At 71.2% G+C, this 17,008-nt stretch carries 18 protein-coding genes and 1 tRNA gene; 9 read left to right on the plus strand and 10 right to left on the minus strand.

Translation table 11 applies throughout. The features are described 5' to 3' along the window. Positions 1-249: 249 nt before the first annotated feature. From OHA21_RS45550 to OHA21_RS45565, 4 genes are read right to left on the minus strand one after another with little or no spacing between them, the layout of a single operon-like run. The gene (locus OHA21_RS45550; RefSeq protein ID WP_328466178.1) at positions 250-1,371 is read right to left on the minus strand and encodes a glycosyltransferase 87 family protein; all 1,122 of its coding nucleotides are present in this window, start codon (positions 1,369-1,371) and stop codon (positions 250-252) included. Positions 1,372-1,428: 57 nt separating this feature from the next. Then, the gene (locus OHA21_RS45555) at positions 1,429-2,613 is read right to left on the minus strand and encodes a hypothetical protein (RefSeq protein ID WP_328466180.1); all 1,185 of its coding nucleotides are present in this window, start codon (positions 2,611-2,613) and stop codon (positions 1,429-1,431) included. A gap of 42 nt (positions 2,614-2,655) precedes the next feature. After that, complete coding sequence (locus OHA21_RS45560; protein WP_328466182.1) at positions 2,656-3,768, minus strand: sensor histidine kinase; 1,113 nt, start codon at positions 3,766-3,768, stop codon at positions 2,656-2,658. Further along, positions 3,765-4,421, minus strand: coding sequence for a response regulator transcription factor (locus OHA21_RS45565; RefSeq protein WP_328466184.1), 657 nt, complete (start codon positions 4,419-4,421; stop codon positions 3,765-3,767). Before OHA21_RS45565 ends, OHA21_RS45560 begins: the two co-directional genes overlap by 4 nt. An 88-nt stretch (positions 4,422-4,509) precedes the next feature. On the opposite strand from OHA21_RS45565, the gene OHA21_RS45570 reads away from it, so the two are divergent. From OHA21_RS45570 to OHA21_RS45585, 4 genes are read left to right on the plus strand one after another with little or no spacing between them, the layout of a single operon-like run. Continuing rightward, on the plus strand, positions 4,510-5,064 hold the full coding sequence (locus OHA21_RS45570; RefSeq protein WP_328466186.1) for a hypothetical protein: 555 nt from the start codon (positions 4,510-4,512) through the stop codon (positions 5,062-5,064). After that, positions 5,061-6,116, plus strand: coding sequence for an efflux RND transporter periplasmic adaptor subunit (locus tag OHA21_RS45575; protein ID WP_328466188.1), 1,056 nt, complete (start codon positions 5,061-5,063; stop codon positions 6,114-6,116). Before OHA21_RS45570 ends, OHA21_RS45575 begins: the two co-directional genes overlap by 4 nt. After that, the gene (locus tag OHA21_RS45580) at positions 6,113-6,772 is read left to right on the plus strand and encodes an ABC transporter ATP-binding protein (protein WP_328466190.1); all 660 of its coding nucleotides are present in this window, start codon (positions 6,113-6,115) and stop codon (positions 6,770-6,772) included. Before OHA21_RS45575 ends, OHA21_RS45580 begins: the two co-directional genes overlap by 4 nt. A gap of 1 nt (position 6,773) precedes the next feature. After that, on the plus strand, positions 6,774-7,958 hold the full coding sequence (locus tag OHA21_RS45585; protein ID WP_328466192.1) for an ABC transporter permease: 1,185 nt from the start codon (positions 6,774-6,776) through the stop codon (positions 7,956-7,958). Here OHA21_RS45585 and OHA21_RS45590 read toward each other — a convergent pair. Next, positions 7,901-8,692 carry a class I SAM-dependent methyltransferase gene (locus tag OHA21_RS45590; protein WP_328466194.1) on the minus strand — a complete coding sequence of 264 codons (792 nt, stop codon included), beginning with the start codon at positions 8,690-8,692 and terminating at the stop codon, positions 7,901-7,903. The genes OHA21_RS45585 and OHA21_RS45590 overlap by 58 nt on opposite strands. Before the next feature lie 92 nt (positions 8,693-8,784). Here OHA21_RS45590 and OHA21_RS45595 point away from each other — a divergent pair, with 92 nt between their 5' ends. After that, on the plus strand, positions 8,785-9,423 hold the full coding sequence (locus tag OHA21_RS45595) for a winged helix-turn-helix transcriptional regulator (protein WP_328466196.1): 639 nt from the start codon (positions 8,785-8,787) through the stop codon (positions 9,421-9,423). A 336-nt stretch (positions 9,424-9,759) separates the two neighbouring features. On the opposite strand, the gene OHA21_RS45600 is transcribed toward OHA21_RS45595, so the two are convergent. The 5 genes from OHA21_RS45600 to OHA21_RS45620 form a co-directional block, all read right to left on the minus strand. Further along, positions 9,760-10,644: a hypothetical protein gene (locus OHA21_RS45600; RefSeq protein WP_328466198.1), complete on the minus strand. Its 885-nt coding sequence runs from the start codon at positions 10,642-10,644 to the stop codon at positions 9,760-9,762. A 5-nt stretch (positions 10,645-10,649) separates the two neighbouring features. Next, entirely contained in the window at positions 10,650-10,883 is a 234-nt protein-coding gene (locus OHA21_RS45605) for a hypothetical protein (protein WP_328466200.1), read from the minus strand. A gap of 28 nt (positions 10,884-10,911) precedes the next feature. Next, the gene (locus tag OHA21_RS45610) at positions 10,912-11,736 is read right to left on the minus strand and encodes an SAM-dependent methyltransferase (protein WP_328466202.1); all 825 of its coding nucleotides are present in this window, start codon (positions 11,734-11,736) and stop codon (positions 10,912-10,914) included. A gap of 77 nt (positions 11,737-11,813) precedes the next feature. After that, positions 11,814-11,886: transfer RNA gene (locus OHA21_RS45615), tRNA-Arg, on the minus strand. 13 nt (positions 11,887-11,899) lie between these two features. Beyond that, positions 11,900-12,982, minus strand: a complete 1,083-nt coding sequence (locus OHA21_RS45620; RefSeq protein ID WP_328466204.1) for an alpha/beta hydrolase — start codon at positions 12,980-12,982, stop codon at positions 11,900-11,902. 180 nt (positions 12,983-13,162) lie between these two features. Here OHA21_RS45620 and OHA21_RS45625 point away from each other — a divergent pair, with 180 nt between their 5' ends. The 4 genes from OHA21_RS45625 (at position 13,163) to OHA21_RS45640 (ending at position 16,990) form a co-directional block, all read left to right on the plus strand. Next, positions 13,163-13,795: a single-stranded DNA-binding protein gene (locus OHA21_RS45625; protein WP_328466206.1), complete on the plus strand. Its 633-nt coding sequence runs from the start codon at positions 13,163-13,165 to the stop codon at positions 13,793-13,795. A 212-nt stretch (positions 13,796-14,007) separates the two neighbouring features. Beyond that, entirely contained in the window at positions 14,008-14,475 is a 468-nt protein-coding gene (locus OHA21_RS45630; RefSeq protein WP_328466208.1) for a hypothetical protein, read from the plus strand. After that, entirely contained in the window at positions 14,472-15,467 is a 996-nt protein-coding gene (locus tag OHA21_RS45635; RefSeq protein WP_328466210.1) for a cobalamin biosynthesis protein, read from the plus strand. Before OHA21_RS45630 ends, OHA21_RS45635 begins: the two co-directional genes overlap by 4 nt. Continuing rightward, on the plus strand, positions 15,464-16,990 hold the full coding sequence (locus tag OHA21_RS45640; RefSeq protein ID WP_328466212.1) for a cobyric acid synthase: 1,527 nt from the start codon (positions 15,464-15,466) through the stop codon (positions 16,988-16,990). Before OHA21_RS45635 ends, OHA21_RS45640 begins: the two co-directional genes overlap by 4 nt. Positions 16,991-17,008 lie beyond the last annotated feature (18 nt).

Genomic DNA, 17,008 nt, shown 5'->3' on the forward strand with positions numbered 1-17,008 from the left:
CCGCGCCTGCATGTCCGGACCCATCGGACCAGGTTCGTCGTGGCCGGCTGGTTCTTGTTGGCGGAGGCAAACCATGTGGTCGCGGTGGGTTTGATCGATCGGCCGACGTTGGTGCCGTTTCCCGCTTGGTTGATACAGCGCTGGAGGTCAGCTGGGTTTGTTCAGCTCGACCGGAACTTTGCCATGTGATCGATTGCGACGCCGCGCGCTTGCGAGCCGCGTCGGGCTGTAGGTGGCGGAAGGCGGGCGCTATGTCGCGGCGGACGGTGGGGTTGAGGACGCGTAGGGCGTACCGGGGAGGGGGTGTTGGGTTTGGGTTGGTCTGGTGGGGAGGAAGAGCGCCAAGGCGATGGCCAGCAGGAGGCGTGACTCGCGCAGAGGGGTCCAGGTGAGGGCGGTGACCGGGGCCAGCATCACGGTCAGGATCGCTGCGCGGGTGGGGCGGGACAGGGGGAGGAAGGCTGCCAGTACCAGCCAGATCTGGTGGTGGGTCCAGGAGACGGGGGAGAGGACCAGGCCGGCGGCGCCGGTGATCACCAGGGCGGTGCGTGGGTCGCGGAGGCCGGTGATGCGCCACAGGGCCAGGGCGGCGATTGCTCCGGCCAGGAGGGTGGCCAGTAGCGGGCGGTGTGGGACGTCCAGGCGGAGCAGGGCGCCGTTGAGGGACTGGTTGCCTACCGACGTGATGAAGCCCAGGCGGGGGACGTCGTGGACTTCGGAGGTCCAGTAACGCAGCGAATCCTGGGGGAGGAGCACCGCGGCGAAGGTGGTGCAGGCGGCGAAGGTTGCGGTGGCTACGGCGGCGGCTCGGCGGCGGCCGGTCAGCCAGAGCATCGGGATGAAGATCAGTGGGGTCAGCTTGATCGCTGCGGCCAGTCCGATGAGTACGCCCTGGTGGCGGCTGTGTCTGAGGGCCAGAGCGTCGACGGTGACTAGTACGGCCAGGAGGAGGCTGATCTGGCCGTAGCGGAAGTTCGAGGAGACCGGGGCGGACAGCATCAGGGCCAGGGCGATCCAGGGTGCTGCCTCTCTGCGGAACAGATGGGCCAGGGCGATCGCGGCTGCGGCGGTGGCGAGGGTCCAGGTCAGGTAGAGGAGTGGGGGCGGCAGCAGGGCCGGGATGAGCAGGAGCAGGGCGGCGAACGGTGGGTAGGTGAAAGGGGCGTTGCCGTTGCGGATGTAGTCGTAGAGGCTTCCGCCGTCTCGCAGGGTGTCGAGGGCGCCCAGGTAGACCTGGAGGTCGGTGAGGCGCAGCTCTTCCGGGCGGTGCAGGGCGATGGCGCCGGTTGTCGCTGCTACCAGCAGGGCCGGAGTCCAGAGCAGGCCGGGGAGGCGGGTGACTGTCCGGCTGTAGAGGCTGTTCAGGGCCAATGTTGTTTCCCTACATAGGGTGCCGCGAGAAGTTGCTGCCGCGGCGGCGGTCAGGGGTCAGGCGTGTTGTGGTTCCGCGGTGCGGTGACGTGTGGCCAGGTGATGGCTGAGCAGGAGGGCTACCGCGAAGGCCAGCGCGGCGCGGCCGGCGGGGTGTGCGAGGAAGCCGAAGCCGAACACTGTCGAGTTGTCGATTACTCGGGGCAGGGTGAGTTCGGGGGTGGCGGCGCGAGGTAGGTGCCCGGCCAGCAGGAGAACGGCGGCGGCGGTGCTGGTGGCTGCGAGGATGAGCGGATCGATCCGGCGGCGGATCGGGCTGATGAGTCGGGATGCGCGGGATTGGATCGCTCCGGCCCGGCTCAGGCGGGTCCCGGCGGGCCGGGGTGCGGTCAGCAGGGCGGCGGTCAGGAAGGCTGTGCAGAGCAGGAGCGGGCCGGTGAGGGCTGCGGCGTTGGCCAGCAGGATGTCGGAGGCGTGGAAGGCGGGGCCGGTGCTGTGCAGGCCGCCGAAGGTGGCCCGGCCGTCGGGGAAATAGGTGCCGAAGCCGCCGGTGCCGCCGGGCAGCATGGCCAAGGGGAACCAGGCCGGTGCGGTCGCGGCAGGGACGCCCAGGGTGGCGGCGGCGTGCAGCGAGCCTGCGACGGCGGACGCGTGCACGGCGAGCAGGCCGCCGATGATCGCGGTGGCTGCGGCCGGCCGGGTGCGGCCGGTGCTGCGGAACCGGAGCGTTGCCCAGGCGGTCAGGGCGGTCACGGCCGTCCAGGTGGCGACGGCGGGTGTGACGTCGCGCCAGCCCATGAACGGCATCACTGCGGTCTCGTTGCCGGCCAGCAGGAAGGCGAACGCTGCGCCGCCGGTCAGGATGGCCGCGCGGATCGGGCTGCGTGGTCGCCAGCATGTGCCGGCACCGGCCATGGCCAGCGTCGACACGGCGAGCGAAGCGGCCACCAGGAGCGCCTCGCCGGACCACGGGAGCCGGGTCTCGGCCAGGTGCAGGACGAGGTGGACGCCGTTGAACAGCGCCGCCGCGAGCAGCACGACGAGGGCGGCACCGGTAGCGCTTGCAGTAAGAGCCCGCGCAGGGATACGCGCAGTGAACAGGCTGCCGGCAAACGTCAGCATCTGCCAGGGCCGGCTGCGCAGATGGAACAGCTCGGCGCACCACTCCTGATGAAGGTCGGCAGACCGCCGGGCCGCCGCGCGCAGCAGAAGCCGGGCGAAGCACTCGACGACAGCAGCCATGTCGGAACTCTACATAGCCCGGGCAATGCTGGAAAGGGCTGATCAGGGCGCGCGTGGAAGCATCACGGTGACGACCAGCCCGCCCTCGTCCCGGGGGTCGGCCCGGACATCGCCGCCATGGGCCCGGGCCACCGCGCGGACGATGGACAGGCCCAGACCCGCACCGGGAGAGGCCAGGCGTTCCGTGCCGTAGCGGTGGAACGGTTCGAACAGGCCGGGCACCTCGTAACGGGGGACGACCGGCCCGGAGTTGGCGACCTGCAACTCCACCCAGCCGTCGGTACGGGTACGCGTAGCCACACTCACCCAGCCCTCAGCCGCCACGTTGTGCCGCACCCCGTTCTCCACCAGGTTCTGCACCAGCCGTTCCAGCAGCACCGGGTCGCCGAGCACCGCCGCCTCCCCGGGTTCGGCGAGCACCTTCACGGTGTCCGAGACGGCGACGTGGTCGACGATGTCAGCCAGGTCGACGTACGACCGTTCCGTCACCTCCCGATCCGAGCGCGCCAGCAGAAGCAGCCCGTCGATCAGCCGCCCATGCCGGTCGTTGATGGCGAGCAGCGTGGAGCCGAGCTGGCGTACCTCGGGTGAGGCCGACTCCGGAGCGAGCGCGACCTCCAGCAGGGTCCGGTTCAGGGTGAGCGGCGTACGCAGCTCATGCGACGCGCTCGCGATGAAGCGCCGCTGCCCGTCGAACGACTGGTCGAGGCGGCTCAGCATCAGATCGAAGGTGTCGGCCAGCTGTCTGATCTCGTCGTCCGGCCCGTCCAGGGCGATCCGCTCGTGCAGCCCGCGGTCAGCAGCCGGCGCCTCGGCGATCCGGCGGGCGGTCGCGGTGATCTGGTGCAGCGGCTGCAGCAGCCGGCCGGCGATCAGCCAGCCCAGCGCGATCGTCGCCGCGCTGACCACGACCAGCGCGATCGCGCCCTGGGTGAGCATGGTCTGCATGGTCTGCGCCTGGGTGCCCTCGACCAGTTCCCGGGCGTAGACCTCCCCGTTCGGCGGCGGGGCGGCCGCCTCACCCGCGATCGAGGTGCGCACCGTCGGCGCGTCCCGGTCGACCAGCAGATAGATGGCGCCGAGCAGGACCAGGCCGGCGAGCACGAACAGCCCGCCGTAGACCAGGGTGAGCCGGCCGCGCACGGTGAGCCTCATCGGATCCGGTACCCCACTCCCGGCTCGGTCAGCACCACCGGCGGATCGCCCAGTTTGCGGCGCAACTTCAAGATCGTCATGCGTACGGCGTGCGTGAACGGATCGGCGTTCTCGTCCCACGCCTTCTCCAGCAGGGTCTCGGCGGAGACCGCGGTGCCGTCGGCGCGCAGCAGCTCGGCCAGCACCGCGAACTCCTTGCGGGACAGCGGCACGTACCGCCCGTCGCGGTGCACCTCCCGCCGGTACGGGTCCAGGCTGATCCCGGCCCGGCGCAGGATCGGCGGGGCGGCCGGCCGGGCCCGCCGTCCCAGCGACGCGACCCGGGCGGACAGTTCCCGGAAGGCGAACGGCTTGGGCAGGTAGTCGTCGGCGCCGAGGGACAGCCCGGTGACCCGGTCGTCCACGCCGGCCGCCGCGGTCAGCATCAGCACCCGGATGTCGGTCTTGCGTTCGGCGAGAACCTGGCACACCTTGTCGCCGTGCACCACCGGCACGTCCCGGTCCAGCACCACCACGTCGTAGTCGTTGACGTCGATCCGTTCCAGGGCCGAGCCGCCGTCGTAGACGACGTCCACCGCGTGCGCCTCGTGCCGCAACCCCTGCGCCACCGCGTCGGCGAGCAGCGGCTCGTCCTCCACCACCAGGATCCGCATGTCTCCATACTGGCCCGCCGCCGTGTCAACTCACCGTCATCGTTTTCGTTGACGCCCCGGAAACCCGTCCCTCGCTTCACTGCGTCACATGTTCACGACGAGATGGAGAGCGGCTCTCGCGCTCGGCGTACTGGCCACGGCGATGGCGGCGGGCTGCGCGAAGACCACCGAAACGCCGGGTGTGGCCACCGCGGCCAGCGCCGGCCCGAAGAGCACCGCGAGCCCGACGGCGAGCGCTGACCCGTACGACCCGGTCAAGTACTCGGAATGCATGCGGGAGAACGGCATGACCTGGTTCCCCGACCCGGAGGACGGCAAGATGACCGTCGCGGTCCCGTCCGATGTCGACAAGGACAAACTCAAGGAGGCCGAGGAGGCCTGCCGGCAGTACGCCCCGAACGGCGGGGAGAGGCCCGAACCGGACCCGGAGGCGCTCGAGCAGAGCCGGCAGATGGCCAAGTGCATGCGGGAGAACGGGGTGCCGAACTTCCCGGACCCGGAGCCGGACGGCGGCATCGCGCTCGACAGCAGCCAACTCGGCACCGGACCGGGCGATCCCACCTTCGACAAGGCCGAGCAGGCCTGCTCGAGGCACCGGCCGTCCGGAGCGGTGGAACGGCACGTGGAAGGAAACCCGGCATGAGGCGGCGTACGACCGTCGGCCTGGCCGCGGTGCTGACAGCGGGAGCGGCGGCCGCGGCGGTGGTCGTGGCCGGCCTGCCCGAGGCGGAGAGCGGCACCGGCTCGGGCAGCACCCGGCCGGCCGCGACCGCGCAGGTGAAGAAGGAGACGCTGGTCGACAAGGAGGACCACGACGGTTCCCTCGGCTACGGCGACAGCACCACGGTCAACACCCGGCTGAGCGGCACGGTGACCCGGCTGCCCGCGGTCGGCGCCACGATCAAGCGGGGCAGGACGCTCTACCGGCTGGACAACGACCCGGTCGTGCTGCTGTACGGCTCGCTGCCGGCGTACCGCGACCTGTCCTCCGGCGTGGCGGGCGCCGACGTCAAGCAGTTCGAGAAGAACCTGTGGGCGCTGGGCTACCGCGGCTTCACGGTCGACGACGAGTACACCTCGGCGACCGCCGACGCGGTCGAGCAGTGGCAGGACGACCTGGGCCGGACCGAGACCGGCACGGTGGAACTCGGCCGGGTCTTCTACCAGCCCGGCCCGGTACGCGTCGACGCCCACACCGCCGCATCCGGCGCGGCCGTCCAGCCCGGCGGCGAGATCCTCGACATCACCGGCACCGGCCAGGTCGCCACGATCGAACTGGACATGGCCGACCAGCGGCTGGCGAAGAAGGGCGCCGCCGTCCAGGTCACCCTGCCGGACGGCAAGACTGTCGCCGCGAGGATCAGCGGCGTCACGACGTTCGTCGACACCTCCGACAACCCGGAGCAGGAGGACACCACCAAGCTGCGCCTGACCATCTCCTTCGGCGAACCGCCGAGCGGTGGCCTGGACGACGCGTCGGTGACGGTCGCCTTCAGCTCCTCGGAACGCAGGAACGTTCTCACCGTTCCGGTCAACGCCCTGCTCGCGCTCTCCGAAGGCGGGTACGGCCTGCAGGTCGTGGACGGCAGCACCACCCGGATCCTCGCCGTCGAGACCGGCCTGTTCGCCGGCGGCCGGGTCGAGGTGTCCGGCAGCGGTCTCACCGCCGGCATGACGGTCGGGGTGCCGGCATGAGCCCGGTCATCGAGCTCACCGGCGTCACGAAGCAGTACCCCGGCGGCGTCACCGCGCTACGCGACGTCGACCTGACCGTCGAGCAGGGCGAGCTGATCGCGATTGTCGGGCCGTCCGGCTCCGGCAAGTCCACGATGCTGCACCTGATCGGCACGCTGGACCGGCCGTCGGCAGGCACGGTCCGCATCGACGGCTACGACGTGGCGTCGCTGTCCGACCGGCAACTGTCCGCGCTGCGGGCCCGCCGGATCGGCTTCGTGTTCCAGCAGTTCCACCTGGCCCCGGGACGCGACGCGGTGGCCAATGTCGCCGACGGTCTGCTCTACGCGGGCGTACCGAAAAAGGAGCGTGAGTGGCGTGCCGAGGCCGCGCTGACCCGGGTCGGACTCGGTGACCGGCTCGGGCATCGCCCGCATCAGCTCTCCGGCGGCGAACGGCAGCGCGTCGCCGTCGCCCGGGCGGTGGCCGGCGACCCGGCGGTGCTGCTCGCCGACGAGCCGACCGGAAACCTGGACTCGGTCTCCGGGGCCGGGGTCGTGGAGCTGCTGCGCGAGCTGAACGCGTCCGGCACCACCGTCCTGGTGATCACCCACGACCACGAGATCGCCGGCGCGCTGCCCCGGCAGGTCCCGATGCTCGACGGGCAGGTGGTCTGAGATGCCCGCACCTCAACCGGCCCGCCTGCGCGGATCCGATCTGCTCCGGCTCGGCGGCTCCGGGCTGCGGGCCCGGCCGCTGCGCGCCGTCCTCTCCGCTCTCGGCATCGCGATCGGGATCGCCGCGATGGTCTCCGTCGTGGGCATCTCCTCGTCGAGCCGGGCCGACCTGGACGAGGCCCTCGCCGAACTGGGCACCAACATGCTCACCGTCTCGCCCGGCAACACCATGTTCGGCGAGACCGCCACCCTGCCCGACGAAGCCCTCGGCATGATCGAACGGATCGGGCCGGTGACCTCGGCGACCGCCACCGGCAAGGTGGACGGCGCCAGGATCTACCGGACCGATCAGATCCCGGCGGGCCAGAGCGGCGGGCTGTCCCTGCTCGCCGCCCAGCTCGACCTGCTCGCCACGGTGAACGCCGAGCTGGCCCGCGGCGCCTGGCTGAACGCCGCCACCGCCCGCTACCCGGCGGTGGTCCTCGGCGCCGCCGCGGCACAACGGCTCGGCGACGTGCCCTCGGTCTACATCGGTGGCCGCTGGTACTCCGTGGTCGGCGTCCTGCAGCAGGTCGCGCTCGCCCCGGAACTCGACAACGCCGTCCTGATCGGCTGGGACGCGGCCAAGCAGTACCTGGCCTTCGACGGGCACGCCACCACCGTCTACACCCGGTCGATCGAGTCGCAGGTGGAAGCGGTCCGCGCGGTGCTGGCGCCGACCGCCAACCTGGAGAGCCCGGACGAGGTGCAGGTCTCCAACCCGTCCGACGCGCTGCTCGCGCAGCGGGCCGCCAGCCAGGCGTTCAACGCGCTGCTGCTCGGCCTCGGCGCGGTGGCGCTGCTGGTCGGCGGCATCGGGGTGGCCAACACGATGGTCATCTCGGTTCTCGAACGGCGGGCCGAGATCGGGCTGCGCCGCTCGCTCGGCGCGACCCGCGGCCAGATCCGCACCCAGTTCGTCTCCGAGTCGCTGCTGTTGTCGCTGCTCGGCGGGGTGGGCGGGGTGCTCGCCGGCGCCGCGGTGACGCTGGCCTACGCGACCTCCCAGCAGTGGCCGACGGTCGTACCGCTGTGGGCGGTCGGCGGCGGGCTGGCCGCGACGCTGGTGATCGGCGCGGTCGCCGGCCTCTACCCGGCGATCCGGGCCGCCCGACTGGCGCCGACCGAGGCGCTGGCCGCGGCCTGAGCGATTATCAGGTGGGCTTCGAGGGGTACGGCGACGCTGCCGCCGATCCCCACGAAGCCCGCCATCGGCGCCCGGCAGGCCGCGATGATCCGCTCGTCCGCCGTCACACCGAGCGGCAGCAGCTCGCCGGTCACGAACGCCTCCAGCGACGGCGCCCGCGTCGCGCCGACCCACGAGTCGAACCTGTCGATGCGCAACCCGGCCGCGGCGAACCAGCCGGTCAGCACCTCCGGGTCGCCGGCGGAGAAATACGCCTCGACCAGCGCGGCGTGCGGACCGACCGCCTCGGTGAACACCCGGTATCCGGCACTGTGCGACAGCCGCCCCGGCACCTGCACCGCGACCCGGCCGGCCACCCGGCCCATCTCCCGCAGCGCCGCCACCGGATCGTCGAAGAACATCAGCGCCGCCTGCGACAGCGCCACGTCGAACGAGCCGTCGGCGAACGGCAGCCGGTGCGCGTCGCCCAGCTGCCACCGCAGCTCCGGCCGGATCCGCCGGGCCACCGCCAGCATCGCGTCGTTGCGGTCCACACCGGTGACGGCCCCGCTCCGGCCGGCCGCGGTCCGGGCCACGATGCCGGTGCCACACGCCACGTCCAGCACCCGCTCGCCGGGCCGCACCCCGGCGGCCTCGACCAGACGCCGCGCCCACGCCCCGAAGAGCGCCGGCACGAACGTCGCCTCGTAGAAGTCGGCGGCCTCCGCCGACAGGGCATACGTCTGTTCGGTCATGCGCCCAGACAAGCAGCGCCAGGGTTGCCCGGAAAGTTCGAATAATGGACCGGGGCTTGGCGCGCCGCCCACCCACGCCGGATGGTGGGGAGATGCGAGGCTACGGGCAGTACTGTCCGATCGCCCTGGCCGCCGAGGTCTTCGCCGAGCGATGGACACCGATCATCATCCGCAACCTGCATCTCGGCTGCGGTCGGTTCACCGAGATCCTCGACGGCGCGCCGGGGCTGCCGCGCAGCGTGCTCGTGCAACGCCTGCGCACCCTGGAACGCACCGGCGTCGTCCACCGCACCCAGAACGGCCGGTCCACCGCCTACGCCCTCACCGCCTGCGGCCACGAACTCGCCGAAGTATGCCTCGCGCTGGGCGCCTGGGGCGCCCGCTGGCGCTCGGTGCGTCCCGAGGACCAGGACCCCTATCTCGCGCTCTGGACCCTGGCCAGGATGATCACCCCGGATCTGGTGCCCCGCCCGCGCGTGGTCGTCGCCTTCCAGATCACCGACCGGCGGCCGCCGAACCGCTTCTGGCTCGTCCTGTCCCGCACCGGCAACGAGGTCTGCGCCCACCCACCCGGCTTCGACGAGGACGGCCAGGTGATCACGGACACCGCCGGCGTGGTCCGCTGGTATGCCGGCGAAACCGCCCTGCGCGGCCGGATCACCGCCCCACGCTGGCTGCGCGCGTCACTCTCCGCTTGGGGCCATCTCAACCCTTATGCCTCGTACGCGTGACGAAAAGTCCCCGCTCTCCCACGCCACGTAGGCACAACTCCAGGCCCCCAGCGCCGCCGCCGGGCTTACCCCGCGGTTGCGGCTGACCGCCACTGCTGCTTCCGGGCCTTTGGGGGGACGCTCGCGGTCAGCCGGGGTTGTGCGGCTGACCGTCAGCGCTGCTTCCCGGCCTTTGAAGGGACGTTAGCGGTCAGCCGGGGTTGCCCTCCGAGTCGCGAAGCGACTCTCGGCGGCAGCCGAATCCACGTGCTTAAGCCCGGCGGACGCGTTACGGCCTTGAGCTGTGCTGGCTCGCGGGGGAGAGCGGGGACTTTTCGTGACCCGTACTGGAAAGGGTTATTTGTCGCTGGTGACCGAGCGGGTCAAGGAAACGCTGTTGCCCATGCACAGGCCGGGCTCTTTGCCGAGTTTCTCGGCGATCTGGAGGCAGCGGGCGACCTGGTCGACGCTGGCGTCGGTGCGGGTGATCTCGGCGCGGGTCTTCGCGTTGGCCTTGTCGATCTCCAGGTTGCGCGCCTCGAGGATCTTCTGGCCGTAGGCGGCGATCGCCTGCGTGGTCGGCTCGTCATACCGCGGCGACTCGAACGCCACCGACTTCACCACGATCTCGTCACCGAGTTCGCTGGTCAGCGCCTTGATCAGCGGTTCCTTGTAGGTCTGGTTGAGATCCGGCGCCGGGGCGTCGCCGCTGGTCACGTCAACCGAGCCGAGCGGGTCGAACGCCGCGAAGATCGACGTCAGGGAACCGTTGATCTGCGGGTTGACGCGGCGCTCGACAAAGACCTCGAACCGGGTCTTATCTCCCACCTCGCGGTAGGCGGCCCAGTTCTCCGGCGCCTTCTCCGCCTTCGCCGACCACTCGATCTGCACCGGGATGCAGGCCCGCCGCTGCGCCGCGATGGTCACCCACACGCAGCTGTCGCCCAGGTGGGCGTAGGTCTGCCCGGTCGCGTCCCATTCATCGATGTCCTGCCACGGCGCCGTCCATTGCAGGCCGGCGCCGGTGGTCCGGCCGGTCGGCTTGTTCCAGCTGGTCACGATGCCGACGTTGCGGGTCGGCACCACCGAGATGCACGACACCACGACGAACGTGACCGCCAGGAACAGGCTGCCGCCGAACGTGAGCCACGCGGAACGACGGAACTTGACCGCCTTGCCGACCACCGCGGCGACCAGGGCGAACAGGGCGACGGCGCCGAGAAAGATGCCGAGGACGAACAACGAAATCAGGACTCCTGCTCCGGATGGGCCGCGCGGTGCGCGGCCAGGATGCGCTGCGCACGATCACGCAGATCGAGCGCGTCCGGCGTCTCGACGAGATCGGCGGCGAGCGCGATGGCATCGCGGTAGCGGGCGGCGCGCAGGGCCTCCCGGGTGCGGGCGGTGCCGAGGGCGAACCCGATCAGCACGCCGGCGGCCACCCCGAGAGCGGCCACGCCGAACACCAGAACCGCGATCATGCAGCTCACGGTACTGGAGTGGATCAAGTCAGGGCTTGCGGGCGACGCCACCGATCATCGTGTAATAGCTGTCCTTCTGCTCCGCCTCGGCCTCGGCGCCGGGCCGCCACTCGGCCAGCGGCACCAGGCCCGGCTCGACCAGCTCGAAATCCCCGAAGTACGCCTCGACCTCGTCACGGCGCCGCCACCGGCCGGTGCCCAGAGTCTCGTTGAACACCCGCTCGGCGTCACGCACCTTCGCCGAGACCTCCGGATGCTCGCCGGCCGGATCCCAGAAATGGATGATCGCCAGGTGGCTGCCCGCCGGCAGCGCGTCCCGCAATGAAGCCGCGATCCGGCCCGGATCCTCGGAGTCGTGCAGGTGATGCAGAATCGACAGCAGGAGAAGGCCGACCGGCTGGGAGAAATCCAGGTATTCCCGGACGACCGGATGCTCCAGAATCTTCCCCGGCTCGCGGACGTCCCCCTCGATGATCGTGCTGGTCCCCGCCTCGGCGAGCAGCGCGCGCCCGTGGACCAGCACCATCGGATCGTTGTCCACGTAGACGACCCGGGCCGCCGGATCGACGTCGTGCGCGACCTGATGCACGTTGGTCCGTGTCGGCAGACCCGAACCGATGTCGAGGAACTGCCGGATCCCCTGCTCGGCGGCGAGATAGCGGACCACCCGGCGCAGGAACGCCCGGCAGGCCCGGCCCGCCTCCTGCGCATCCGGCATGATCTCCAGCGCCCGCTGCGCGGCCATCCGGTCGATCGCGAAATTGTCCTTGCCGCCGACCATGAAGTCGTAGACCCGGGCAATGCTGGGAGTCGTCGCGTCCACCCCGGGTGGAACCGGCTCGTCGGCGGTCACCTGCTGATCCTTCCGTGTGGATCGTCACGGCCGCCGCCGAGCCTAATCGAAGGTCATCACCATGAACAGGAGTTGTGCGCGCCCGGCAGGATTCGAACCTGCGACCGGTGGATTAGAAGTCCACTGCTCTATCCGCTGAGCTACGAGCGCTGGCCAGCACATACTAGGCGGTCGTGCCGGACTTGTCGTCCGCCTCGTCGGCCATCGCCGCTTCGACAGCGGCCTCCGCCGCCTCCAGCATGGTGATCATGCCAGCCTGGTCCTCCGGCGCGGGCGGCACACCGGCCTCCGCGGTGCCCGGCGCGGGCAGGAACGCGTCCACCCAGCGGCCCAGCTCACGGAATACCTCGGCGCGTACGTCCTTGCCGGAGAGAGTCAGATCATGCAGGCCGCCGTCGAACCGCGCGATCGTCACCCGCGGGCCCAGGCCCGGCGCCCACCGGGCGATGTGCTCCACATCCAGCACCGCATCGGCCGCCCGCACGTCGTCGTGCCACTCCCGGCCCCGGAACGTCCGGCTCGAACAGGCCACCAGCACCGGCACGTCGATGGACAGGCCGGCCCGCAGCCGCCGCTGGCCCCGCCGGATCGCGTCGAGCCAGCCCATCCGGATCGGAAAACCCATGATCGGCTTCCAGGCCAGGTCGTAGTCCCACTCACCGTGATGCTCGGCGTGCAGGCTCCGGCCGTACAGGCCGAGGGAGGCGACGGGCATCCTTCGGTACGGCGAGCGGCCGCCGACCGCGAGAATGGCGGCCATCAGTGGACGCCGCACGAGCCAGGGCAGATTGAAGTCGAAGAACGGACTGTTCAGAAACAGTCCGTCGACGAGGCCGCGCCCCTTGCGGGTGTGCGCCCACAACGAGGTGATCAGGCCCCCCGTCGAATGGGCGCTGACCAGAAGCTGATCGTGGCCGTCCTCCTCCCGGATGATCCGGACCGCCTCGTCCAGCTCCGGGAAGTAGTCGGTCAGGCTGCGAGTGAAGTTCGGCGTCTGGTGCGGCAACAGGCTCCGGCCGTACTTGCGCAGGTCGAGGGCGTAGAAATCCCAGCCCCGCTCGGCGAAGAAGTCGGCCAGATGGGTCTGGAAGAAGTAGTCCACATACCCGTGGACGTGCAGCACGGCCCGGCGCGTCGGTGTCTCGGCCCTCCGCCGCACCAGGGTCGCCACCACCGGGCCCTCGTCGTCGCTGCCCAGATCGATGCTGTGCCGTTCGTACGGCCATCCCAGGACGTCGGTCTCCACCCGCCCAGGTTACCCGTCGGTACATGACCGCAGGCCATATCAGACCCGTCCAGCAGGCGGCCCGTCGTCCACAATCCGCCGCTGTCCACAGCCCGGAACCCCAAGATCCCCGAGGCCGGCGCCGCACCGGCCAAGCTCTGCCCTCGACCGGGACAGCCGAACATTCCGAGGGAGAAAGTCGTGTTCGAAACAAACATCGTGGTCGTCGGCAACGTGCTCACCGCGCCCGAATGGCGGCGCATCAACACCGACAACTCGCTGGTCGCCAACTTCAAGATCGCGTCGACCGCCCGGCGCTTCGACCGCGAGGCCGGCCGATGGGTCGACGGCAACAGCATGCGGGTCCGGGTCACGGCCTGGCGCCGGCTTGCCGAAGGCGTGGCCTCGTCGGTCACGGTCGGCGACCCGGTGATCGTCTACGGGCGGATCTTCACCCGCGACTGGGTCGACGACGACAAGAACCACCGCGTGTCGTACGAGATGGAAGCCTTCTCGATCGGCCATGACCTGAGCCGCGGCAAGAGCCGGTTCTACCGCAACCGGCCGGCCGGGGCGAACAGCATGATCGAAGGACCGGAGACCGACGCGATCGTGCGCGGCGAACCGTCCGTCACCGTCGGCGAGGCGGAAGCGCCGGTGGCGTACGGGGACGGCCTGCCCGAACCGCTGCCGGACGAGCAGGCGCCCAGCTTCCTCGAAGTCGTCGCCGAGCTGACCGACGAGGAGGAACCGCCCGCCGAGGAGACCGAGCCGCCGGTCGTGGAAACCCGGCGGACCCGGCGCGGCAGCCGCCGTGAGCCCGTGCCGGCCTGAGACCCCACCCACAGCCGCCGCCCGGTGGATCAGCCTCCCTGCGGATCCCCGGGCGTGCCGGCGCCCGGCGGCCCGGCCGGCTCGGGGTCGCCCGGCCGGGCCGCTGGTGCGGGGTCCTTCGATCGGGATGGGCCGATCGTGCCGTCGCATCCGACCGCCAGTCGGAGCGGCCCGATGAGGGAACCGGCAACCGCACGCGGCAGACTGAACCAGTGCTGCTGAAGGACATCCGAGCCATCGTGACCGAGTCGATGACGCTCTCGCCGGACGACCCGGCGGCCGAGGAGACCAACACCAACTGGTTCGGCGCACCTCCACACGAACGCATGGGGCTCTCCGCCGACGAGGTGGTCACCGCGTTCGAGGAGACGGCGTACCTGATCCGCGAACAGGTGGCCGGAAACGGGCACCGGGGCACGGCCACGTTCTACGTCTGGCACGACTCCGTGGCCGGCCAGCTGCGGTGCTCAGTCGGCAGCCGCAAACCCAGCGACCTGCCCTTCACCGTCGACTACCGGATCACCGATGACCTGCGCGCGATCGTCGTGGAGTTCCTCGAGGACCGGGCGCCCGGCGCCATCGTCTGGGGTGAGCTCGAGCCGGTGCCGTACCCCGACGACGTGGAGAGCGAGCCCGGACTCGCGGTGTGGGCGTTCGACCTGACACCCTTCGGCCGGTGACCCGCCGGTGGGCCGCGGACGCGGCCGGCCTGCTCGCCGGATACCTCCTGGACGCCGCAGTCGGTGACCCGCAGCGGTTCCACCCGGTCGCCGGGTACGGGACAGCGGCCACCGCGCTGGAACGCCGCCTCTACCGGCCCGGACGGGCGGCCGGGGCGGCGTTCACCGCGGTTGCCGTCGGAGTGCCGGTCCTCGCCGGGCTGGCTGCCGGCCGGGCTTCCCGCAACCTGCCGGTCGCCCGGTTCGCGGTGACCGCTGCGGCGACCTGGGCTGTGCTGGGTGGGCGTACCCTGCGCCGGGAATCCCGGATCATGGCCCGCCACCTCGACGCCGGTGACCTGCCGGCGGCCCGCGGCCGGCTCAACCATCTGTGCGGGCGGGACCCGTCTGCGCTGGACGAGCCGGAACTCGCTCGTGCGACGGTGGAATCGGTCGCGGAGAACACGTCTGATGCGGTCGTGGCCCCGCTGTTCTGGGGGGCGCTGCTCGGGCCGGCGGGACTGCTCGGGTATCGGGCGGCCAACACGCTCGATGCGATGGTCGGGCATCGGTCGCAGCGGTACGCCCGGTTCGGCACGGCGTCGGCTCGGCTCGATGATCTGCTGAATCTGGTGCCGGCTCGGCTCACCGGGCTGATCACCGTGGGGGTGTCGCCGATCGGCGGTGGGTCGCCGCGGGAGACGCTGCGGGTGTGGCGGCGCGACCGCAACGATCATCCGTCGCCGAATGCGGGGCAGTGCGAGGCGGCGATGGCGGGGGCGCTCGGGGTTCGGCTGGGTGGGCGAAACGTCTATTTCGGACGTAGCGAGGTGCGGCCGTTGCTGGGGGACGGGCCGCGGCCGACGGCTGTGCATCTGCGGCGGGCTGCTCGGGTGTCGGGAGCGGTGGGCGCGGTGGCGGTCGGGCTGGCGGCGGTCTTGGCGGCGGGTCGCGCGGCAGTTGGTGGTTTGGGGGTTGGGGGTGGGTCCCCCAAGAGTGGGACGACGCGATGACCGGCGGCCTCCTGATCGCCGGCACCACCTCCGACGCCGGCAAGAGCGTCCTGACCGCCGGCATCTGCCGCTGGCTGCACCGCAACGGCGTCCGCGTAGCCCCTTTCAAAGCCCAGAACATGTCCAACAACTCAGTAGTAGTCCTCGGTCCTGACAACCGAGGCGGCGAGATCGGCCGGGCGCAGGCCATGCAGGCGGCCGCCTGCGGCGTCCCCGCCGACATCCGGTTCAACCCGGTGCTGCTCAAGCCCGGCAGCGACCGTTCCAGCCAGGTGGTGCTGCTCGGCGAGGCCGTGGACACGGTCACCGCCGGCAACTACCGGTCGCTGCGTCCCCGTCTGGCCGAGACCGCGTACGCCGCCCTGGCCGACCTGCGCACCGAGTACGACGTCGTCGTCTGCGAGGGCGCCGGCAGCCCCACCGAGATCAACCTGCGGGACGGCGACTTCGTCAACATGGGACTGGCCCGCCGGTTCGGCCTGCCGACGGTGGTGGTCGGCGACATCGACCGGGGCGGGGTCTTCGCCGCTTTCTTCGGCACTCTCGCGCTGCTCGCCCCCGAGGATCAGGAGCTCGTCGCCGGCTTCGTCATCAACAAGTTCCGGGGCGACCTGGGTCTGCTCCGCCCGGGACTCGACATGATCACCGCGGCGACCGGCCGTCCCGTGCACGGCGTGCTGCCGTTCCACCTGGACGTCTGGCTCGATGCGGAGGACTCGCTGGCGTACGGTCGCGTCCTCGGCCGACCCGGCCCGCCGCACGGCAGTGAGTGGCTGCGGGTCGCGGTGGTCCGGCTGCCCCGGGTCTCGAACGCCACCGACGCCGAGGCGCTCGCCGCCGAACCGGGCGTGCAGGTGCGCCTGACGATCGAACCGTCCGAGATCGCCGACGCCGACCTGGTGGTGCTGCCGGGGTCGAAGGCGACCGTGTCCGACCTGGCCTGGCTGCGGGAGACCGGCCTGGCCGACGCCGTCCGGGCGCACGCCGCGACCGGTAAGCCGCTGCTCGGCATCTGCGGCGGCTTCCAGATGCTGGCCGAGAGCATCCACGACGAGGTGGAGAGCGGCCGTGGCACCGTACCCGGTCTCGGTCTGCTGCCGGTCGGGATCACTTTCGCCGCTCGCAAGACCCTGGCCCGTTCCGCCGGATCAGCGCTGGGTACGGCAGTCGGCGGCTACGAGATCCACCACGGCCAGGTCTCGGCGGGCGAACCGGAGCCGTTCCTGCACTACATCGACGGCCGGCCGGAGGGCGCGGTGGCCGGCAATGTCTACGGCACGCACTGGCACGGGGCGTTCGAGTCCGACGAGTTCCGCCGCCGCTTCCTGACCCGGGCGGCCGCGCAGGCCGGACGCCGCGGTTTCACGGTCGCGCCCGGCACCCGGTACGCCGCGGTCCGCGAACGAGCCCTCGACGTGCTCGGCGATCTCGTCGAGGAACACCTGGACACCGATGCGCTGTGGCGGCTGATCGAGAAGGGCCCACCGGCCGGTCTGCCGTTCGTGCCGCCGGGAGCCCCGTAGGGGATTTCTCCGGGTCGC

Source organism: Actinoplanes sp. NBC_00393, assembly GCF_036053395.1.
Lineage (GTDB): Bacteria > Actinomycetota > Actinomycetes > Mycobacteriales > Micromonosporaceae > Actinoplanes.